The 15111-nt window shown below is 69.2% G+C and carries 13 protein-coding genes; 5 read left to right on the top strand and 8 right to left on the bottom strand.

Going from position 1 to position 15111, the window contains the following annotated elements; translation table 11 throughout:
* Positions 1–46: 46 nt before the first annotated feature.
* Positions 47–472: a DUF983 domain-containing protein gene (locus tag BLP73_RS10140; RefSeq protein ID WP_090743516.1), complete on the top strand. Its 426-nt coding sequence runs from the start codon at positions 47–49 to the stop codon at positions 470–472.
* Positions 469–1149 carry an NUDIX hydrolase gene (locus tag BLP73_RS10135; protein ID WP_090743911.1) on the top strand — a complete coding sequence of 227 codons (681 nt, stop codon included), beginning with the start codon at positions 469–471 and terminating at the stop codon, positions 1147–1149. The genes BLP73_RS10140 and BLP73_RS10135 overlap by 4 nt, the downstream gene beginning before the upstream one ends.
* On the opposite strand, the gene BLP73_RS10130 is transcribed toward BLP73_RS10135, so the two are convergent.
* From BLP73_RS10130 to BLP73_RS10095, 8 genes are all read right to left on the bottom strand, one after another.
* The gene (locus BLP73_RS10130) at positions 1150–1917 is read right to left on the bottom strand and encodes an enoyl-CoA hydratase-related protein (protein ID WP_090743513.1); all 768 of its coding nucleotides are present in this window, start codon (positions 1915–1917) and stop codon (positions 1150–1152) included. It lies immediately after the preceding gene.
* Positions 1918–1983: 66 nt separating this feature from the next.
* Positions 1984–2439 carry a cytochrome c-type biogenesis protein gene (locus tag BLP73_RS10125; RefSeq protein ID WP_090743909.1) on the bottom strand — a complete coding sequence of 152 codons (456 nt, stop codon included), beginning with the start codon at positions 2437–2439 and terminating at the stop codon, positions 1984–1986.
* Positions 2439–4406 (bottom strand): heme lyase CcmF/NrfE family subunit, encoded by a 1968-nt coding sequence (locus tag BLP73_RS10120; RefSeq protein WP_090743509.1) that lies wholly within the window; start codon positions 4404–4406, stop codon positions 2439–2441. Before BLP73_RS10120 ends, BLP73_RS10125 begins: the two co-directional genes overlap by 1 nt.
* A 112-nt stretch (positions 4407–4518) precedes the next feature.
* The gene (locus BLP73_RS10115; RefSeq protein ID WP_090743505.1) at positions 4519–5034 is read right to left on the bottom strand and encodes a holin family protein; all 516 of its coding nucleotides are present in this window, start codon (positions 5032–5034) and stop codon (positions 4519–4521) included.
* Positions 5025–5636: a holin-associated N-acetylmuramidase gene (locus BLP73_RS10110; protein WP_090743502.1), complete on the bottom strand. Its 612-nt coding sequence runs from the start codon at positions 5634–5636 to the stop codon at positions 5025–5027. Before BLP73_RS10110 ends, BLP73_RS10115 begins: the two co-directional genes overlap by 10 nt.
* 75 nt (positions 5637–5711) lie before the next feature.
* Positions 5712–6161, bottom strand: coding sequence for a cytochrome c maturation protein CcmE (gene ccmE / locus BLP73_RS10105; protein WP_090743907.1), 450 nt, complete (start codon positions 6159–6161; stop codon positions 5712–5714).
* Positions 6162–6180: 19 nt separating this feature from the next.
* Complete coding sequence (locus BLP73_RS10100) at positions 6181–6993, bottom strand: glutamate racemase (protein WP_090743498.1); 813 nt, start codon at positions 6991–6993, stop codon at positions 6181–6183.
* Between the two features lie 66 nt (positions 6994–7059).
* On the bottom strand, positions 7060–10455 hold the full coding sequence (locus BLP73_RS10095; RefSeq protein WP_090743494.1) for an indolepyruvate ferredoxin oxidoreductase family protein: 3396 nt from the start codon (positions 10453–10455) through the stop codon (positions 7060–7062).
* 159 nt (positions 10456–10614) lie between these two features.
* On the opposite strand from BLP73_RS10095, the gene BLP73_RS10090 reads away from it, so the two are divergent.
* From BLP73_RS10090 to BLP73_RS10080, 3 genes are all read left to right on the top strand, one after another.
* Positions 10615–11520 (top strand): LysR family transcriptional regulator, encoded by a 906-nt coding sequence (locus BLP73_RS10090; RefSeq protein ID WP_090743491.1) that lies wholly within the window; start codon positions 10615–10617, stop codon positions 11518–11520.
* 270 nt (positions 11521–11790) lie between these two features.
* Positions 11791–13971 carry a phosphoribosylformylglycinamidine synthase subunit PurL gene (gene purL / locus BLP73_RS10085; RefSeq protein WP_090743487.1) on the top strand — a complete coding sequence of 727 codons (2181 nt, stop codon included), beginning with the start codon at positions 11791–11793 and terminating at the stop codon, positions 13969–13971.
* The gene (locus tag BLP73_RS10080) at positions 13968–15110 is read left to right on the top strand and encodes a bifunctional 2-C-methyl-D-erythritol 4-phosphate cytidylyltransferase/2-C-methyl-D-erythritol 2,4-cyclodiphosphate synthase (RefSeq protein ID WP_090743484.1); all 1143 of its coding nucleotides are present in this window, start codon (positions 13968–13970) and stop codon (positions 15108–15110) included. Before purL ends, BLP73_RS10080 begins: the two co-directional genes overlap by 4 nt.
* Position 15111 lies beyond the last annotated feature (1 nt).

The following is a 15111-nucleotide window of genomic DNA, read 5'->3' as shown; positions in this document are numbered from 1 at the left end:
CCCTCGGGTACATCTGTCGGCGCGCCCCTGCCGGAGACATGTTGCCATGAGCGAGACCATCCCGTCCGACCTCGACGAGCGCCCGACCGGGCTTGCGATGAAGCGGGCCTCGCTTGGGCGCTGTCCGGCCTGCGGCGAGGGACGGCTGTTCACGTCCTTCCTCAAGGTCGCCGACCACTGCCCGGCCTGCGGCGAGGCGCTGCACCACCAGCGCGCGGATGATGGCCCGGCCTATCTGACGATCCTGATCGTCTCGCATCTGGGCGCGCCGCTGCTGATGGCCAGCTACATGGCGTGGCGCCCGAGCGCGATGACGATGCTTCTGGCCTTCGGCCTCGGCGCGGTGGTCCTGTCGCTGGCGATGCTGCCGGTCATCAAGGGCGGCATGGTGGGGCTGCAATGGGCGCGCCGGATGCACGGCTTCGGCCTTCCCGCCGCGCCTGCGGCGCCCGCCGCGCCCGCGACGACATGACCGAACCCGCGATCCGCGACGCGGCCAGCCTGATCCTGCTGCGCCGCACGCCTCGCGGAGCCGCCGTCCTGATGGGCATGCGCGGGCAATCTGCCGCGTTCATGCCCTCGAAATACGTCTTTCCCGGTGGCGCCGTCGATCCCGGCGACGGCCGGACCCCGCTGGCCCGCCCGCTGGCCGAGCCGCATCGGCGCCGCCTGCTGGTCGAGCCGTCGGGCGCCGCCTCGCCGGGCGCCATTGCCGCCGCCGGCCTGCGTGAGCTGGCCGAGGAGACGGGGCTGCTGATCGGACGCCCGGCCGCGGGCACGGAGGCGCCCGCGCCCTTCGCCGAGGCTGGCCTCTGGCCCGATGCGGGGACGCTGACCTATCTCTTCCGCGCGATCACCCCGCCCGGCCGGCCGCGGCGCTTCGACGCGCATTTCTTCGTCGCCGATGCGGCCAGCCTCGTCGGAGACCCCGACGACTTTGGCCGCGCCTGCGATGAGCTGTCGCACCTGCACTGGGTGGCGCTGGACGAGGCGCGGCGGCTGGACCTGCCCTTCATCACCGAGGTCGTGCTGGCCGAGCTGTCGGCCCTTGCTGCCGCCGCGGCGCCGGACGAGGCGCTGCCCGTGCCGGCCAGCGTGCCCTTCTTCGACAATCGCGGTCCCAGCCCCCGCTTCGTGCAGATCGACTGATCAGCGCCCGGTGAAGCGCGGCTGCCGCTTCTCGAGGAAGGCCGCGACACCCTCGCGGAAGTCGGCGCCGCGGCCCGCCGCGCCCTGAAGGCGCGCCTCGAGCGCCAGCTGCGCGGCGAGATCCTGCTGGAACGCCGCGGCCAGCGCCTCGCGGATGGCGCGGTAGCATCCGGTGGGGCCTGCGGCGAGTTGCGCCGCGCGGGCGGCGACGACCTCCTCGAGGCGCGCGTCCGGCACCGCCTCCCAGATCAGGCCCCAATCGGCGGCCTGGCGCGCCGGGACCGGCTCGGCCAGCAGCATCATTCCCATGGCGCGCGCCGCGCCGACCTGCCGCGGGATGAACCAGGTGCCCCCTGCGTCGGGAACCAGCCCAATCCGGGTGAACGCCTGGATGAAGCTGGCGCTCTCGGCGGCGATGACGATGTCGGCGGCGAGGGCGAGGTTCGCGCCCGCCCCGGCGGCCACGCCGTTGACGGCCGCGATGACCGGCGCACGGCAGTCGCGGACAGCGTGCAGCATCGGCTCGTATTCGTCGCGCAGCGTCGCCTCCAGATCCAGCGCCGCGCCGGCATCCGTCAGGTCCTGACCCGAGCAGAAGCCCCGCCCCGCCCCCGTCAGCACCACGCAGCGAACCTCGTCCGGCAGATCGCGCAGCGCCCCGGTCAGCTCGGCCCGCATGGTCCGGTTCAGGGCGTTCATGCGCTCGGGACGGTTCAGCACCACCCGCATGACCCCGTTGTCCGTCGTCACCTCGATCGTCTCAAGCATGTTGCCCCCCTTCTTGTTCGCCGCAATGATGCAGCAAAGCACGGGCGGGAAAAGCGCGACGGCGCGTCAGTCGCCGCGCATGATCTCGTCGAGCCGCGCCTTCTCGGCCTCGTCGAGACGCCGCTCGGGCAGCGCGGCCTGGTTGCGGGCGGCCAGGAAGCGCCAGGCGATCAACCCCGCGATCAGCGCCATCAGCGGACCGGCCAGCCAGAGGAGCCAGTTGACCCCGGCGGCCCGCGGCTCGAACAGGACGAACTCGCCGAAGCGCTCGGCGACGGCGTCCAGCACCTGGTCGTTGCTGTCGCCATCGGTCAGCCGCTCGCGCACGTAGAGCCGCAGGTCGCGGCTGATCGGCGCGTTGGATTCGTCGATGTTCTCGCCCTGGCAGACGGGACAGCGCAGCTTCTGCGAGATCTCGCGCGCCCGCGCCTCGAGCGCGGGGTCCGAGAGGATCTCGTCCGGCTGGACCGCAAGCGCCGGGGCGGGCAGCGCCAGCGCCAGGATCAGGGCGAGGCGGCGCATCATTCTGCCGGCATCCCCTGGCGCGGCGGCACCGCACGCGCGGCGCCCGCGGCAACGCGGTAGCGACGGTCCGAGAGGCTGATCAGCCCGCCGAGCGCCATCAGGATCGCCCCGCCCCAGATCCAGTTCGCGAAGGGCTTGACGTAGCTGCGCACGGCCCATCCGCCCCCCGGCTGCTGGTCGCCCAGCACCAGGTAGACGTCGCGGAAGAAGCCGTAGTCGATGGCGGCCTCGGTCGTCGGCATGTTCTGCACTGGATAGACCCGCTTCTCGGGCCGCAGCGTGGCGACGTGCCGGCCGTCGCGAGTCACCTCGAGCCGGGCCATGGCCGAGATGTAGTTCGGCCCGTCCGCCCGGTCGACGCCGCGCAGCGTCACCTCGTAGGCGCCGACGGTGAAGGGCTCGTCGATCTCGGCCACGCGGACATCCTCGACCTGCCAGGCTTGGATCAAGGCGATGGCGATGAAGGTGATGCCAAGCCCGGAATGGGCGACCGCCTTGCCCCAATCGGCGCGCGGCAGGCGGGCCAGGCGCGAGAGGCCCGCGCTGCCCGTCCGGTGCACGAGTTCCGCGCCCGCGCCGAACACCATCCACGAGCCAAGCCCGGCGCCGATCACCGCCAACGCCGAATGGCCCGTCGAGACGGCGAAGACCAGCAGCATCACCGCCGCCGTCAGCACCAGCGCGCCGCGCAGGGGCCGCAGCGCCTTGGCGATGCCGCCGCGCTTCCACGGCATGATCGAGCCGATCGGCAGGACCAGCGCCAGGACGACCATGAAGGGCGTGAAGGCCTGGTTGAAGAAGGGCGGGCCGACCGACAGGACGCGGCCCCAGAACATCTCGGCCAGAAGCGGCCACATGGTGCCGACGAAGACAACAAAAGCCGAGACCGCCAGCAGCACGTTGTTGAGCACCAGCGCCCCCTCGCGCGAGACGGGCGCGAAGACGCCTTTGGCCGTCATCTCGGCCGCGCGGAAGGCGTAGAGCGTCAGGGCGCCTCCGGTGAAGAAGACGAGGATGGCGAGGATGAAGATGCCCCGCTCAGGATCGTTGGCGAAGCTGTGGACCGAGGTGATGAGCCCCGAGCGCACGATGAAGGTGCCGATCAGCGAGAAGCCGAAGGCCATGATCGCCAGAAGGATCGTCCAGCTCTTCAGCGCCTCGCGCTTCTCGACGACGATGGCGGAATGCAGCAGCGCGGCGGCCAGGAGCCAGGGCATGAAGCTGGCGTTCTCGACCGGGTCCCAGAACCAGAAGCCGCCCCAGCCCAGCTCGTAATAGGCCCACCACGAGCCGAGCGCGATGCCGATGGTCAGGAAGACCCAGGCCGCCAGGGTCCAGGGCCGCACCCACCGGCCCCAGGCCGCGTCCACCCGACCCTCGATCAGGGCGGCGACGGCGAAGGAGAAGGCCATCGAAAGGCCGACATAGCCGAGGTAGAGGAAGGGCGGGTGGAAGGCGAGGCCGGGGTCCTGCAGCAGCGGGTTCAGGTCGGTGCCGTCGAAGGGCGGATTGCCCATGCGCCAGAAGGGGTTGGAGGTGAAAATGATGAAGGCGTAGAAGGCCGCGCTGACCGAGGCCTGCACCCCAAGCACCCGCGCGCGCAGCGTGGGCGGAAGGTTTCCGCCGAACAGCGCCGCAGCCGCCCCGAACAGCGCCAGGATCAGCACCCAGAGCAGCATCGAGCCCTCGTGGTTCCCCCAGACCCCGCTGATCTTGTAGATGAGCGGCTTCGTCGTGTGCGAGTTCTCGTAGACCAGCCGCACCGAGAAGTCCGAGGTGACGAAGGCCACCGTCAGCGCCGCGAAGCTGACCGCCATCAGCATCAGCTGGGCCAAGGCCGCGGGCCGTGCGCTTTCCATCCAGCCGTGCCAACCCTTGGCGGCGCCCACCATCGGCACCGTCATCTGGTAGAGCGACAGCACGAAGGCCAGGATGAGGGCGAAATGGCCAAGCTCGGCAATCATGGGGCGGTCCTTTTCGTTGCCGCCAGCATAGGCATGTGACAAAGGGGGGAAAAGTCCCCCCTTCGTCCTGACCGGTCAGTTTCGCGTCAGAAGCGGGTCCGCCCGATGCGGCCTAACCGCGCAGCGCCGCCCATTCCCGCAGCGCGGCGTTGTCGGCGAAGCCGTCCGTGCCGGATGGCTGCGGGGCCGCGGTCTCGGACGCCGGTTGCGGCGCCGCCTGCTGGGGCCAGACGCGGTTGCGAAGGTAATGCGCCTCGCGCGCGCCGAAGTAGAAGCCGACGATGGCGCCCAAGAGCCACCAGAGCGGCTCGGGCACCTGCTGGAGGCCGACCATCCGGACCCCGAAGCCCGCCGGCTCGACCATGGCATAGATGAAGAGGCCCATCGTCCCGAGGGCCAGCAGCGGGCGCGGCAGGCGGTTGAGGCCGTTCACGAAGCCGTCGAACCAGCCGGGGCGCTGGATCAGGAACTCCTGCCCGTGCTGGGCGATGGCGCGGGCATAAGCCTCTTCGTCCAGCTCCATCCGCTTGGTGGCGTTCTGGGTGAAGACCTCGGCCATGCCGGTCGCGGCCTGGCCCAGTGCGGTGACGGTCGGGGCGATCCCGATGATGCGGCCCATCATGCCCATCTGGCGGTCCTTTCGCGGTGCTGCGCGTCCGTCAGGCGGAAGCGGGGAGACATGAATTCCTCGGCGCGGGTGATCCAGCCGCCCTTGCCGCCCGCCTTCGTGCGCGCGAACTTGCGGCTGGCGGGGCGCTGGTCGGCCAGCGCGTAGTAGTAGTTGCGCCGGGCGATGGCATAGGCGTCGGCCAAATGCCGGGGCGCGGCCGCGGCGGCGGCGCGGGCGGCGGCGACGGTCTTCGGCCCCACCTGCCCGTCGTCCGCGGTCGGAAAACCCATCCGCGTCAGCAGCCGCTGGAGGATCTTCACCGCGTTGGCGCCGGCATTCACATACATGTCGAAGACGCTGGCCTGCACCGCCTCGGGCAGCTCGGCCAGGCGCGGGCGGTGGAAATAGTGCTCGACGAAGATCTGCTCGGCCTGGGCGCGGGTCAGGGCGCGGACATCGGCGACATCCACGCGCCCGTCCCGGTTCAGGTCCTTCTTCAGCGCCTTCATCGTACCGATGGTGACGCCGTAATTCGTCGCCCCGCCCGGATCATCGGGATCGTTCACGAACCCGCCCTCGCGCCGCACGATCTCGCGCGCGATCTGCTCCACGCTCTGCATGAGATTCCCCTTCCTTGACCCGGGGAATCCTGGCGTGGGCGCCTTAACGCCTCCTTAACCCTGCGTGCGTTGCGCCTAGCTGTTGGGGTCCTGGTAGTGGCCCGTCGCCTTCAGCGTCTCGACCACCTCGCGCGGCATGTAGGTCTCGTCGTGCTTGGCCAGGATCTCGCGCGCCTCGAAGCGGCCCTCGCGATACCAGCCCTTGGCGATGGTACCCTGCCCTTCGCTGAAGAGATCCGGGCGCGGGTCGCGGCCGACATAGCTGACCGGGATCACCACGTCGCCATCGGTGATGGCGAAGTCGAAGGCCACCCCTTCGCCGTTCACGATCGAGCCCTCGACGACCAAGCCGCCCAGCTGGAAGAACTCCTCGGGATCGGGGGCGTTCTCGCTGACCTGGGTCGGCGAGCGGTAGAGGTTGATGCCGTCGCTGAAGCCGTAGCCGATGAGGCCGACGGCCAGCACCAGCGCCACCGAGGCGGCGGCGATCACCTGGATGCGGCGTTGCTTCTTCAGGGATTTCATGCCGGCCATTGTGCTCTCCTCAGGCGGCCTCGAAGCGGATCGGGCGGCGCAGGAACTGCGTGGCCTTGCCCGAGACGCGCTGCGGATCGCCCGTCGTCAGATATTTCGACTGCTGCCCCGTCCCCAGGAACTCGGGGTGCCGGACCAGATAATCCGCCAGGCTCTCGGCGACCAGCCCCGCCTGACTGTAAACGGCCACCTGCGACCCTAGGGCGCGCTGGAAGGCCTCCTCCATCAGCGGGTAATGAGTGCAGCCGAGGATCGCGGCCTCGGGATGGGGCATCCGGCGCAGCAGCGATTCGACATGGCTGGTGACCAGCGCCTCGGCCAGGATCTCGTCGCCCAACTCGATGGCATCGACCACCCCCGCGCAGGGCTGCGCCTCGACATCGACGCCGACCGCGCGGAAGGCCAGCTCGCGCTGGAAGGCGCGGCTGGCGACGGTGGCGGGGGTCGCGAACAGCGCGACATGCTTGACCGCCACCTCGCGCGGGGGAGAATTGTCGCCCCACCGCCGCTCGGTCAGCGCCTCGATCATGGGCACGAAGACGCCGAGGACGCGCTTGTCTGCCGGCAGCCAGGTCTCCTGCATCCGGCGCAGGGCGGCGGCGCTGGCGGTGTTGCAGGCGAGGATCACCAGGTCGCAGCCCTCGTCCCACAGGCGCTGCACGCCGGCGCAGGTCAGATCGAAGATGTCGTCGGCGGTCCGCACCCCGTAAGGGGCATGAGCGTTGTCGCCTAGATAGACGAGGGGCACGTCCGGCAGCCGAGCGGCAATGGCCTGATGGACCGTCAGCCCGCCCAGACCGCTATCGAAGACCCCTACCGCCATGCCTGCCCCCGCCTATCCCGTGGCGCCCTTCATACGGCGCCACGCGGGCTTTGCAAATGATCTGGATCATTCGGCGGCTTCACGGATGGGTGCGCCGCCGGCGCGGAACTGCGCCAGCAGCTCGGCCCGCCGCAGCGCCGCCTGCTCGGCCGCCTTGTGCTTCACCGGGCCATAGCCGCGCACGGACAGCGGCAGCTCGGCCAGCTCGATGGCGACGGGCATCGTGGCGTCGGTGACGTTCGGCAGGATCTCGGCCATGTCGGCCTCGAAGTCGCGGATCATCTGACGCTCCATGCGCCGCTCGGCGGTGTAGCCGAACGGATCGAGCGGCGTGCCGCGCAGCCCCTTCAGCTTCGCAAGCACGCGGAAAGCGCGCAGCATCCACGGCCCGAACTCGCGCTTCTTCGGCCGCCCTTCGGCATCCAGCCCCCCGCCCATGACCGGCGGCGCGAGGTGAAGGGTCAGCTCGACGTCTCCTTCCCACTTCTCGGCGATGGCATCGCGGGTCATCTGGTGCAGCCGCGCGACCTCGTATTCGTCCTTGTAGGCCAGCAGCTTGTAGTAGCCTCTTGCGACGCTTTCGCGGAGCGGCGCGGGCGCGGCGTCCACCAGCTTGCGGAAGCGGCGGGCGAGGCGCTGGTTCTGGTAGCCGACCAGCCGCGCGGCGCGATACTCGACCGGGTCCACCGGCAGCTGCGTGACCTCGGCCGGCCTCCGGGTCTGGTCCGGGAAGGCCATCGCCCACCGGCCGATCTGGAAGGCGCGCTGGTTCTCGGCGACCTTGGCGCCGTTCAGCTCGATCGCCTTCAGGATCGCCTCTTCGCTCAGCGGGATCAGCCCCTGCTGCCACGTGGCGCCCAGCACCAGCATGTTGGAATAGATCGAGTCCCCCAGCATCCGCAGCGCCAAATCGCTGGCGTCGAAGAAGGCAACCCGCTCCTGCAACCGCGCCTCGAGCGACATCTTCAGCCGGTCCGAGGGGACCTGGAAGTCGCGGTTGCGGGTAAAATCGCCGGTGATGATCTCGTGATCGTTCACCACCGCGCCGGTGCGGCCCTGGGTCATCAGCCCGACGGTCTTGGCGCCGGCCGTGACCACCAGATCGCCGCCGATGACGCAATCGGCCTCGCCCGTGGCGACGCGGATGGCGCTGATATGCTCGGGCCGCTCCGCCAGACGCAGGTGGATATGCACCGCGCCGCCCTTCTGGGCGAGGCCCGCCATCTCCATCATCCCGGCGCCCTTGCCGTCGATATGGGCCGCCTGCGCCAGCACCGCACCGATGGTCACGACGCCGGTGCCGCCGACGCCGGTGATGACGATGTTATGCGTGCCGGTGATCGCGGGCAGGGTGGGCTCGGGCAGCAGCGGCAGCTCGAAGCTTTCCGCCTTGGGCCGGCGCAGCTTGCCGCCCTTGACCGAGACGAAGCTCGGGCAGAAGCCCTTGACGCAGCTGAAATCCTTGTTGCAGCTCGACTGGTCGATCTGGCGCTTGCGGCCAAGCTCGGTGTCCAGCGGCACGACCGAAACGCAGTTCGACTGGACCGAGCAGTCGCCGCAGCCCTCGCAGACCTCCGGGTTGATCCAGATGCGGCGGTCGGGGTCGGGGAACTGTCCCTTCTTGCGCCGGCGCCGCTTCTCGGCAGCGCAGGTCTGGATGTAGAGGATCGCGCTGACGCCCTTCGCCTCTTCCAGCTCGCGCTGGACGGCGATCATCTCGGCCCGCTCCTCGAAGCGCAGGCCCGAGGGGAATTGAGCGCGGTCCACATCCTCCTTCTCGTCATAGACGACGACCAGGGGCGAGACGCCCATCGCCACCAGCTCGCGCGCGATCTGCGGCGCGGTCAAGCCGCCCTCGTTCGGCTGCCCGCCGGTCATGGCGACGGCGTCGTTGTAGAGGATCTTGTAGGTGATGTTCGTGCCTGCTGCCAAGGCGGCCCGGATCGCCAAGGACCCGGAATGGTTGTAGGTTCCGTCGCCAAGGTTTTGGAATACATGGCTTCTTGTGCTGAACGGCGCCTCGCCGACCCAGTTGACGCCCTCGCCGCCCATGTGGGTGAAGCCTTCGGTCTCGCGGCCCATCCACTGCACCATGTAGTGGCAGCCGATCCCGGCATAGGCGCGGCTGCCCTCGGGCAGGCGGGTCGAGCTGTTATGCGGACAACCCGAGCAGAACCAAGGGGTTCGCGTCGCTATCTCAGGTGCGTTGTCAGCCCGCCGCACCTCGGTCAGGCGCGTGAGGCCGGCGCGGATATGCTCGGTGCCGCGACCTTCCTCGATCAGGATGGCGCCGATCTTCTGGGCAATCATGACGGGGTCCAGCGCGTAGCGGGTCGGGAACAGCTCCTCGCCCGTGCGGTCGTGCTTCCAGCCATGGACGCGGCGGCCGCGACGATTGTCGAAGATCGCCTCTTTCAGCTGTACCTCGATCAGCTTGCGCTTCTCCTCGACGCAGATGATCAGCTCGAGGTTCTCGGACCATTCCTGGATGGACTTCATGTCCATCGGCCAGGTCTGCCCGACCTTGTACGTGGTCAGGCCAAGCCGCTCGGCCTCGGCCTCGTCGATGCCCAGCAGCGACAGCGCATGCACCAGGTCCAGCCAGTTCTTGCCCGCCGCGACGAAGCCAATCTTGGCGCCGGGCTTGCCCCAGACCCGGTGGTCGATCCGGTTGGCGCGGCTGAAGGCCTCGGCCGCCCACCGCTTGTGGTCGATCATCCGCGCTTCCTGCGCCACCGGCGAGTCGCCGAGGCGGATGTTCAGCCCGCCCTCGGGCATCGGGAAATCCTGCGGCAGCACGAAGCGCATCCGGTTCGGATCGCCGTTCACCACCGCCGTCGCCTCGACCGTGTCCTTCATCGTCTTGAGGCCGGTCCAGACCCCCGCATAGCGCGACAGCGCAAAGCCGTAGAGGCCGAAATCGAGGATCTCCTGCACCCCCGCCGGCGACAGGACCGGGATATAAGCATCCACCATCGCCCAATCCGACTGGTGCAGCACGGTCGAACTTTCGCCCGTGTGATCGTCGCCCATCGCCATCACGACGCCGCCATGACGCGAGGAGCCGGCCATGTTCGCATGGCGCATCACGTCGCCCGTGCGGTCGACCCCCGGCCCCTTGCCGTACCACAGCGCAAAGACGCCGTCATGCCGCCCCTCGCCGCGCAGCTCGGCCTGCTGGCTGCCCCAGATCGCCGTGGCCGCAAGATCCTCGTTAAGGCCCGGCATGAAGCGCACCTGCGACGCCTCCAGCCGCTTGCCCTCGCGCATCATCGCAAGATCGACACCCCCCAATGGCGATCCGCGATAGCCCGTGACCAGTCCCGCCGTATCCAGGCCCGCCGCTTTGTCCCGTGCCGCCTGCATCAGCATCAGCCGCACCAGTGCCTGCGTGCCGTTCAGCAGGACCTCGGGCTTCGACAGGTCGAAGCGGTCGGCCAGCGAGAACTCTTGCTTGCTCATCTTGCTCTCCTCCAATGCGCGATGGCTGGGTAGGATTATAGGTCAGAAACGCTGACCGAAGAAGTCGAAAAATCTTGTCTTGACGTTCTGTTCGCGCAAACGCAGGGAAGGTCAGACCTGCAAAGGACGCATGGCAGGCATGACAGGAATGTAACGCCGATGGACTGGGACAAGCTACGAATCTTTCACGCGGTGGCCGACGCGGGCAGCCTGACCCATGCCGGCGACACGCTGCACCTGTCGCAGTCGGCGGTCAGCCGGCAGATCCGCGCGCTGGAAGATTCGCTTGGCACGACCCTGTTCCACCGCCACGCCCGCGGGTTGATTCTGACCGAGCAGGGCGAGTTGCTGTTCGAGGCGACCTCCTCGATGGCCCGCAAGCTGGACAGCGCCTCGGCCCGCATCCGCGATAGCGAAGAGAACGTCTTTGGCGAGCTGAAGGTGACGACGACGGTGGGCTTCGGCACGCTGTGGCTCGCGCCGCGTCTGGTCAAGCTCTACGAGAAGTTCCCCGACCTGCGCATCGACCTGATGCTGAAGGAGCGGGTGCTGGACCTGCCCATGCGCGAGGCCGACGTCGCCATCCGCATGAAGGAACCCAGCCAGTCCGACCTCATCCGCCGGCGCTTGCTGAACATCCGCATGCGCCTTTACGCCAGCCCGGACTATCTCGCCCATCGCGGCACGCCCGAGACGCTGGCCGACCTGACTAAGCACCGCCTCATCTGCCAGAAGCCCGACCAGCCGCAGGTCGCCGCCGGCGCCCGGCTGGTGCAGGAGCTGATGGCCCAGAATGTCGGCTCGACCCTAACCGTGAACAACTATTTCGGTGTCCTTCAGGCGGTGCTGGCCAACCTTGGCATCGGCGTGCTGCCGGACTACCTGACCGCCGACAACCCCGAGCTGGTGCGCGTGCTGCCCGACACCGAGTCCGGCGAGGTGCCGGTCTTCCTCGCCTATCCCGAGGAGCTGCGCCAGACCCGCCGCGTCGCGGTCTTCCGCGACTTCGTGCTGGAGGAGATCCAGGCCTATCGCCGGGCGCAGACCGAGGCCGGGCTGCTGTAGAACAACCGATGCGTGTAGCCATTCCGCAACTGCATGGCCGCTATGCAGTCGTTTCGGCGCGTACCTCTTGAAGCCTTCACAAACTGCACATAGATCGGGCTCAGAAGGCGAACCCGAGCCTAACCGCTCATCACCTTCTACCTCCCTGTTGGACTTAGGCCGGGCCTCGTGCCCGGCTTTTTTTTGCGCTGCCGCTCGCGCGCCTGCCCTTTCCATGCTGCGCCCTTGCGCCTAAAAGGCGCGTGATTTCATGCGCAGGAAGGGCCCATCATGCAGGAACCGACGATCACCCCAGACCTGATCGCCGCGCACGGGCTCAAGCCCGACGAGTACGACCGCATCCTGCAGATCATCGGCCGCGAGCCCAGCTTTACCGAGCTGGGCATCTTCAGCGCCATGTGGAACGAGCACTGCTCCTACAAGTCCTCGAAGAAGTGGCTGAGGACGCTGCATACCGAGGGGCCGCAGGTCATCTGCGGGCCGGGCGAGAATGCCGGCGTCGTCGATATCGGCGACGGCCAGGCCGTGGTCTTCAAGATGGAGAGCCACAACCACCCCAGCTACATCGAGCCGCACCAGGGCGCCGCGACCGGCGTCGGCGGCATCCTGCGCGACGTCTTCACCATGGGCGCCCGGCCCATGGCCGCGATGGACGCGCTGTCCTTCGGCCTGCCTTCGCACCCGAAGACCGCGCATCTGGTCAAGGGCGTGGTTGAGGGCATCGGTGCCTACGGCAACGCCTTCGGCGTCCCGAACGTGGGCGGCGAGGTGCGCTTTCATGCCAGCTACAACGGCAACTGCCTCGTTAACGCCTTTGCGGCGGGCCTCGCGGATGCGGACAAGATCTTCTACTCGGCCGCCTCGGGCGTCGGCATGCCGGTGGTTTACCTCGGCGCCAAGACCGGCCGCGACGGCGTCGGCGGCGCGACGATGGCCAGCGCCGAGTTCGACGACACGATCGAGGAGAAGCGCCCCACCGTGCAGGTCGGCGATCCCTTCACCGAGAAGAAGCTGCTGGAAGCCTGTCTGGAGCTGATGGCCTCCGGCTCGGTCATCTCGATCCAGGACATGGGCGCGGCGGGCCTGACCTGCTCGGCCGTCGAGATGGGCGACAAGGGCGGCCTCGGCATCAAGCTGGTCCTCGACCACGTCCCGCAGCGCGAGACGAACATGACCGCCTACGAGATGATGCTGTCGGAATCCCAAGAGCGGATGCTGATGGTCCTCAAGCCCGAGAAAGAGGCCGAGGCCCGCGCCATCTTCGAGAAATGGGACCTCGACTTCGCCATCGTCGGCGAGACGATCCCCGAGGACCGCTTCCTGATCCTGCACGGCAACGAGGTCATGGCCGACCTTCCGCTGTCGAAACTGTCCTCCTCGGCGCCCGAATACGACCGCCCCTGGGTCGAGACGCCCCCCGCAGGCGCCGCACCGGACCTGCCGCAGATCGCCCCCATCGCCGCCCTCCGCGCGCTGATCGGCAGCCCGAACCACGCCCACAAGGCCTGGGTCTGGGAGCAGTACGACACGCAGGTCGGCGCCGATACGGTTCGCCGCCCCGGTCTGGGCGCCGGCGTCGTCCGCGTCCACGGCACCCGCAAGGCGCTGGCCTTCACCAGCGACGTGACCCCGCGCTACGTCAAGGCGAACCCCTATGAGGGCGGCAAGCAGGCCGTGGCCGAGGCCTATCGCAACCTGACCACCGTCGGCGCCACCCCGCTGGCCACCACCGACAACCTCAACTTCGGCAACCCGGAGAAGCCCGAAATCATGGGCCAGCTGGTCGGAGCCATCAAGGGCATTGGCGAGGCCTGCCGCGCGCTCGACTTCCCCATCGTCTCGGGCAACGTCTCGCTCTACAACGAGACCGACGGCAAGGGCATCCTGCCCACCCCGACCATCGGCGGCGTCGGCCTGATCGTAGACCTCGACGAGCTGATCGCCGGCCTGCCGTCCGAGGGCGACCTGGCGCTGGTCATCGGCGAGACGCGCGGCCATCTGGGCCAGTCAGCGCTTGCTTACGAGGCTTTCGGCATCGAGGTCGGCGACGCCCCGCATGTGGACCTCGCCGCCGAGCGCCGGAACGGCGAGTTCCTCCGCGCGAACCGCAAGGCGCTGCGCGCCGCGACCGACCTCTCAGATGGCGGCCTGGCGCTCGCGGCCTTCGAGATGGCGGAGGCCGCCGGCCTCGGCGTCACGCTGGACCCGACCGACATCGCCCAGCTCTTCGGCGAGGACCAAGCCCGCTACCTCGTCGCCTGCCACGCGACCGGAGCCGAGGCGCTTCTCGCCGCCGCACAAACTGCGGGCGTCCCCGTCACGCAAGTCGGCCGCTTCGGCGGCACCGACGTGATCCTCGGCGGCGACAGCGCGCCTCTGGCGGATCTGTCGAACCTCTACCGCACGGCCTTCGCCAAGGCGATCAGGGGCGACATGCCCGACCACGCATGATCCGCGCGCCGCAGGGCTTCGCCGCCATCGTCACCGCTGCCGGCCGGGGCACCCGCGCCGGCGGCGGTCAGCCCAAGCAATGGCGCGCCCTCAAGGGCCGCCCAGTCCTCGACCACGCGCTGGCCGCCTTCGCGGGCTTTCAGCGCGTCCTGCTGGTCGTCCACCCGGACGACATCGCCGAGGCGATGGCCCGCTATGCCGGCCCCGTCACGCTCGTCACCGGCGGCGAGACCCGCGCCGCCAGCGTCCGCGCCGGCCTCGAGGCGCTGGAGGGCCAGGCCACCCATGTCCTGATCCATGACGGCGCCCGTCCCCTCGTCAGCGATGCGGTGATCCAAAGCGTCATCGACGCGCTCACCTCCGGCGCCAAGGCCGCCGCCCCCGCCCTGCCCATCTCCGACGCCCTCTGGCGCGGCGAGGCCGGCCGCGTCACCGCCACCGCACCGCGCGCAGGTCTGCACCGCGCCCAGACCCCGCAGGGCTTCCGCCTCGACGCCATCCTCGCCGCCCACCGCGCCCATCCCGAGGACGCCGCCGACGATGTGGAACTGGCGCTGAAGGCCGGGCACCGGGTGGACATCACGCCCGGCGACGAGGACAATCTGAAGATCACCTTCCCCGCCGATTTCGCGCGGGCCGAACGCATCTTGGGAGGTGCCATGGATATCCGCCTCGGCAACGGCTACGACGTCCACGCCTTCGGCCCCGGCGACCATGTCTGGCTCTGCGGCGTCCGCATCCCGCATGAGGCCGGCCTCGTCGGCCATTCCGACGCCGATGTCGGCATGCACGCCCTGACCGACGCCATCTACGGCGCCCTCGCGCAGGGGGACATCGGCCGCCACTTCCCCCCGTCGGACCCGCAATGGAAGGGCGCCGACAGCGCGATCTTCCTCGCCCATGCTGCGGACCTCGCCCGCGCGCAGGGCTTCCGCATCGGCAATGCCGACGTGACGCTGATCTGCGAGGCGCCCAAGATCGGCCCCCATGCAAGCGCCATGCAGGACCGTCTCAGCGGGATTGCAGGCATCGAGCCCGGCCGCACCAGCGTCAAGGCGACCACCTCGGAACGGCTCGGCTTCACCGGCCGGCGCGAGGGCATTGCCGCCATCGCCACCGTCACCCTCATCAAGGACTAGC

It is taken from the genome of Paracoccus tibetensis (genome assembly GCF_900102505.1).
GTDB classification, from domain to species: Bacteria; Pseudomonadota; Alphaproteobacteria; order Rhodobacterales; family Rhodobacteraceae; genus Paracoccus; species Paracoccus tibetensis.
The sequence above is the reverse complement of the archived record's forward strand: the minus strand, read 5'-3'. Positions and strand labels throughout refer to the sequence as shown.

What these genes read in the sequence shown, in the direction of transcription:
- BLP73_RS10140 (WP_090743516.1), top strand. Translation starts at nt 47, where the DNA reads ATGAGCGAGACCATCCCGTCCGACCTCGACGAGCGCCCGACCGGGCTT.
- BLP73_RS10135 (WP_090743911.1), top strand. Translation starts at nt 469, where the DNA reads ATGACCGAACCCGCGATCCGCGACGCGGCCAGCCTGATCCTGCTGCGC.
- BLP73_RS10130 (WP_090743513.1), bottom strand. Translation starts at nt 1,917, where the DNA reads ATGCTTGAGACGATCGAGGTGACGACGGACAACGGGGTCATGCGGGTG.
- BLP73_RS10125 (WP_090743909.1), bottom strand. Translation starts at nt 2,439, where the DNA reads ATGCGCCGCCTCGCCCTGATCCTGGCGCTGGCGCTGCCCGCCCCGGCG.
- BLP73_RS10120 (WP_090743509.1), bottom strand. Translation starts at nt 4,406, where the DNA reads ATGATTGCCGAGCTTGGCCATTTCGCCCTCATCCTGGCCTTCGTGCTG.
- BLP73_RS10115 (WP_090743505.1), bottom strand. Translation starts at nt 5,034, where the DNA reads ATGGGCATGATGGGCCGCATCATCGGGATCGCCCCGACCGTCACCGCA.
- BLP73_RS10110 (WP_090743502.1), bottom strand. Translation starts at nt 5,636, where the DNA reads ATGCAGAGCGTGGAGCAGATCGCGCGCGAGATCGTGCGGCGCGAGGGC.
- ccmE (WP_090743907.1), bottom strand. Translation starts at nt 6,161, where the DNA reads ATGAAATCCCTGAAGAAGCAACGCCGCATCCAGGTGATCGCCGCCGCC.
- BLP73_RS10100 (WP_090743498.1), bottom strand. Translation starts at nt 6,993, where the DNA reads ATGGCGGTAGGGGTCTTCGATAGCGGTCTGGGCGGGCTGACGGTCCAT.
- BLP73_RS10095 (WP_090743494.1), bottom strand. Translation starts at nt 10,455, where the DNA reads ATGAGCAAGCAAGAGTTCTCGCTGGCCGACCGCTTCGACCTGTCGAAG.
- BLP73_RS10090 (WP_090743491.1), top strand. Translation starts at nt 10,615, where the DNA reads ATGGACTGGGACAAGCTACGAATCTTTCACGCGGTGGCCGACGCGGGC.
- purL (WP_090743487.1), top strand. Translation starts at nt 11,791, where the DNA reads ATGCAGGAACCGACGATCACCCCAGACCTGATCGCCGCGCACGGGCTC.
- BLP73_RS10080 (WP_090743484.1), top strand. Translation starts at nt 13,968, where the DNA reads ATGATCCGCGCGCCGCAGGGCTTCGCCGCCATCGTCACCGCTGCCGGC.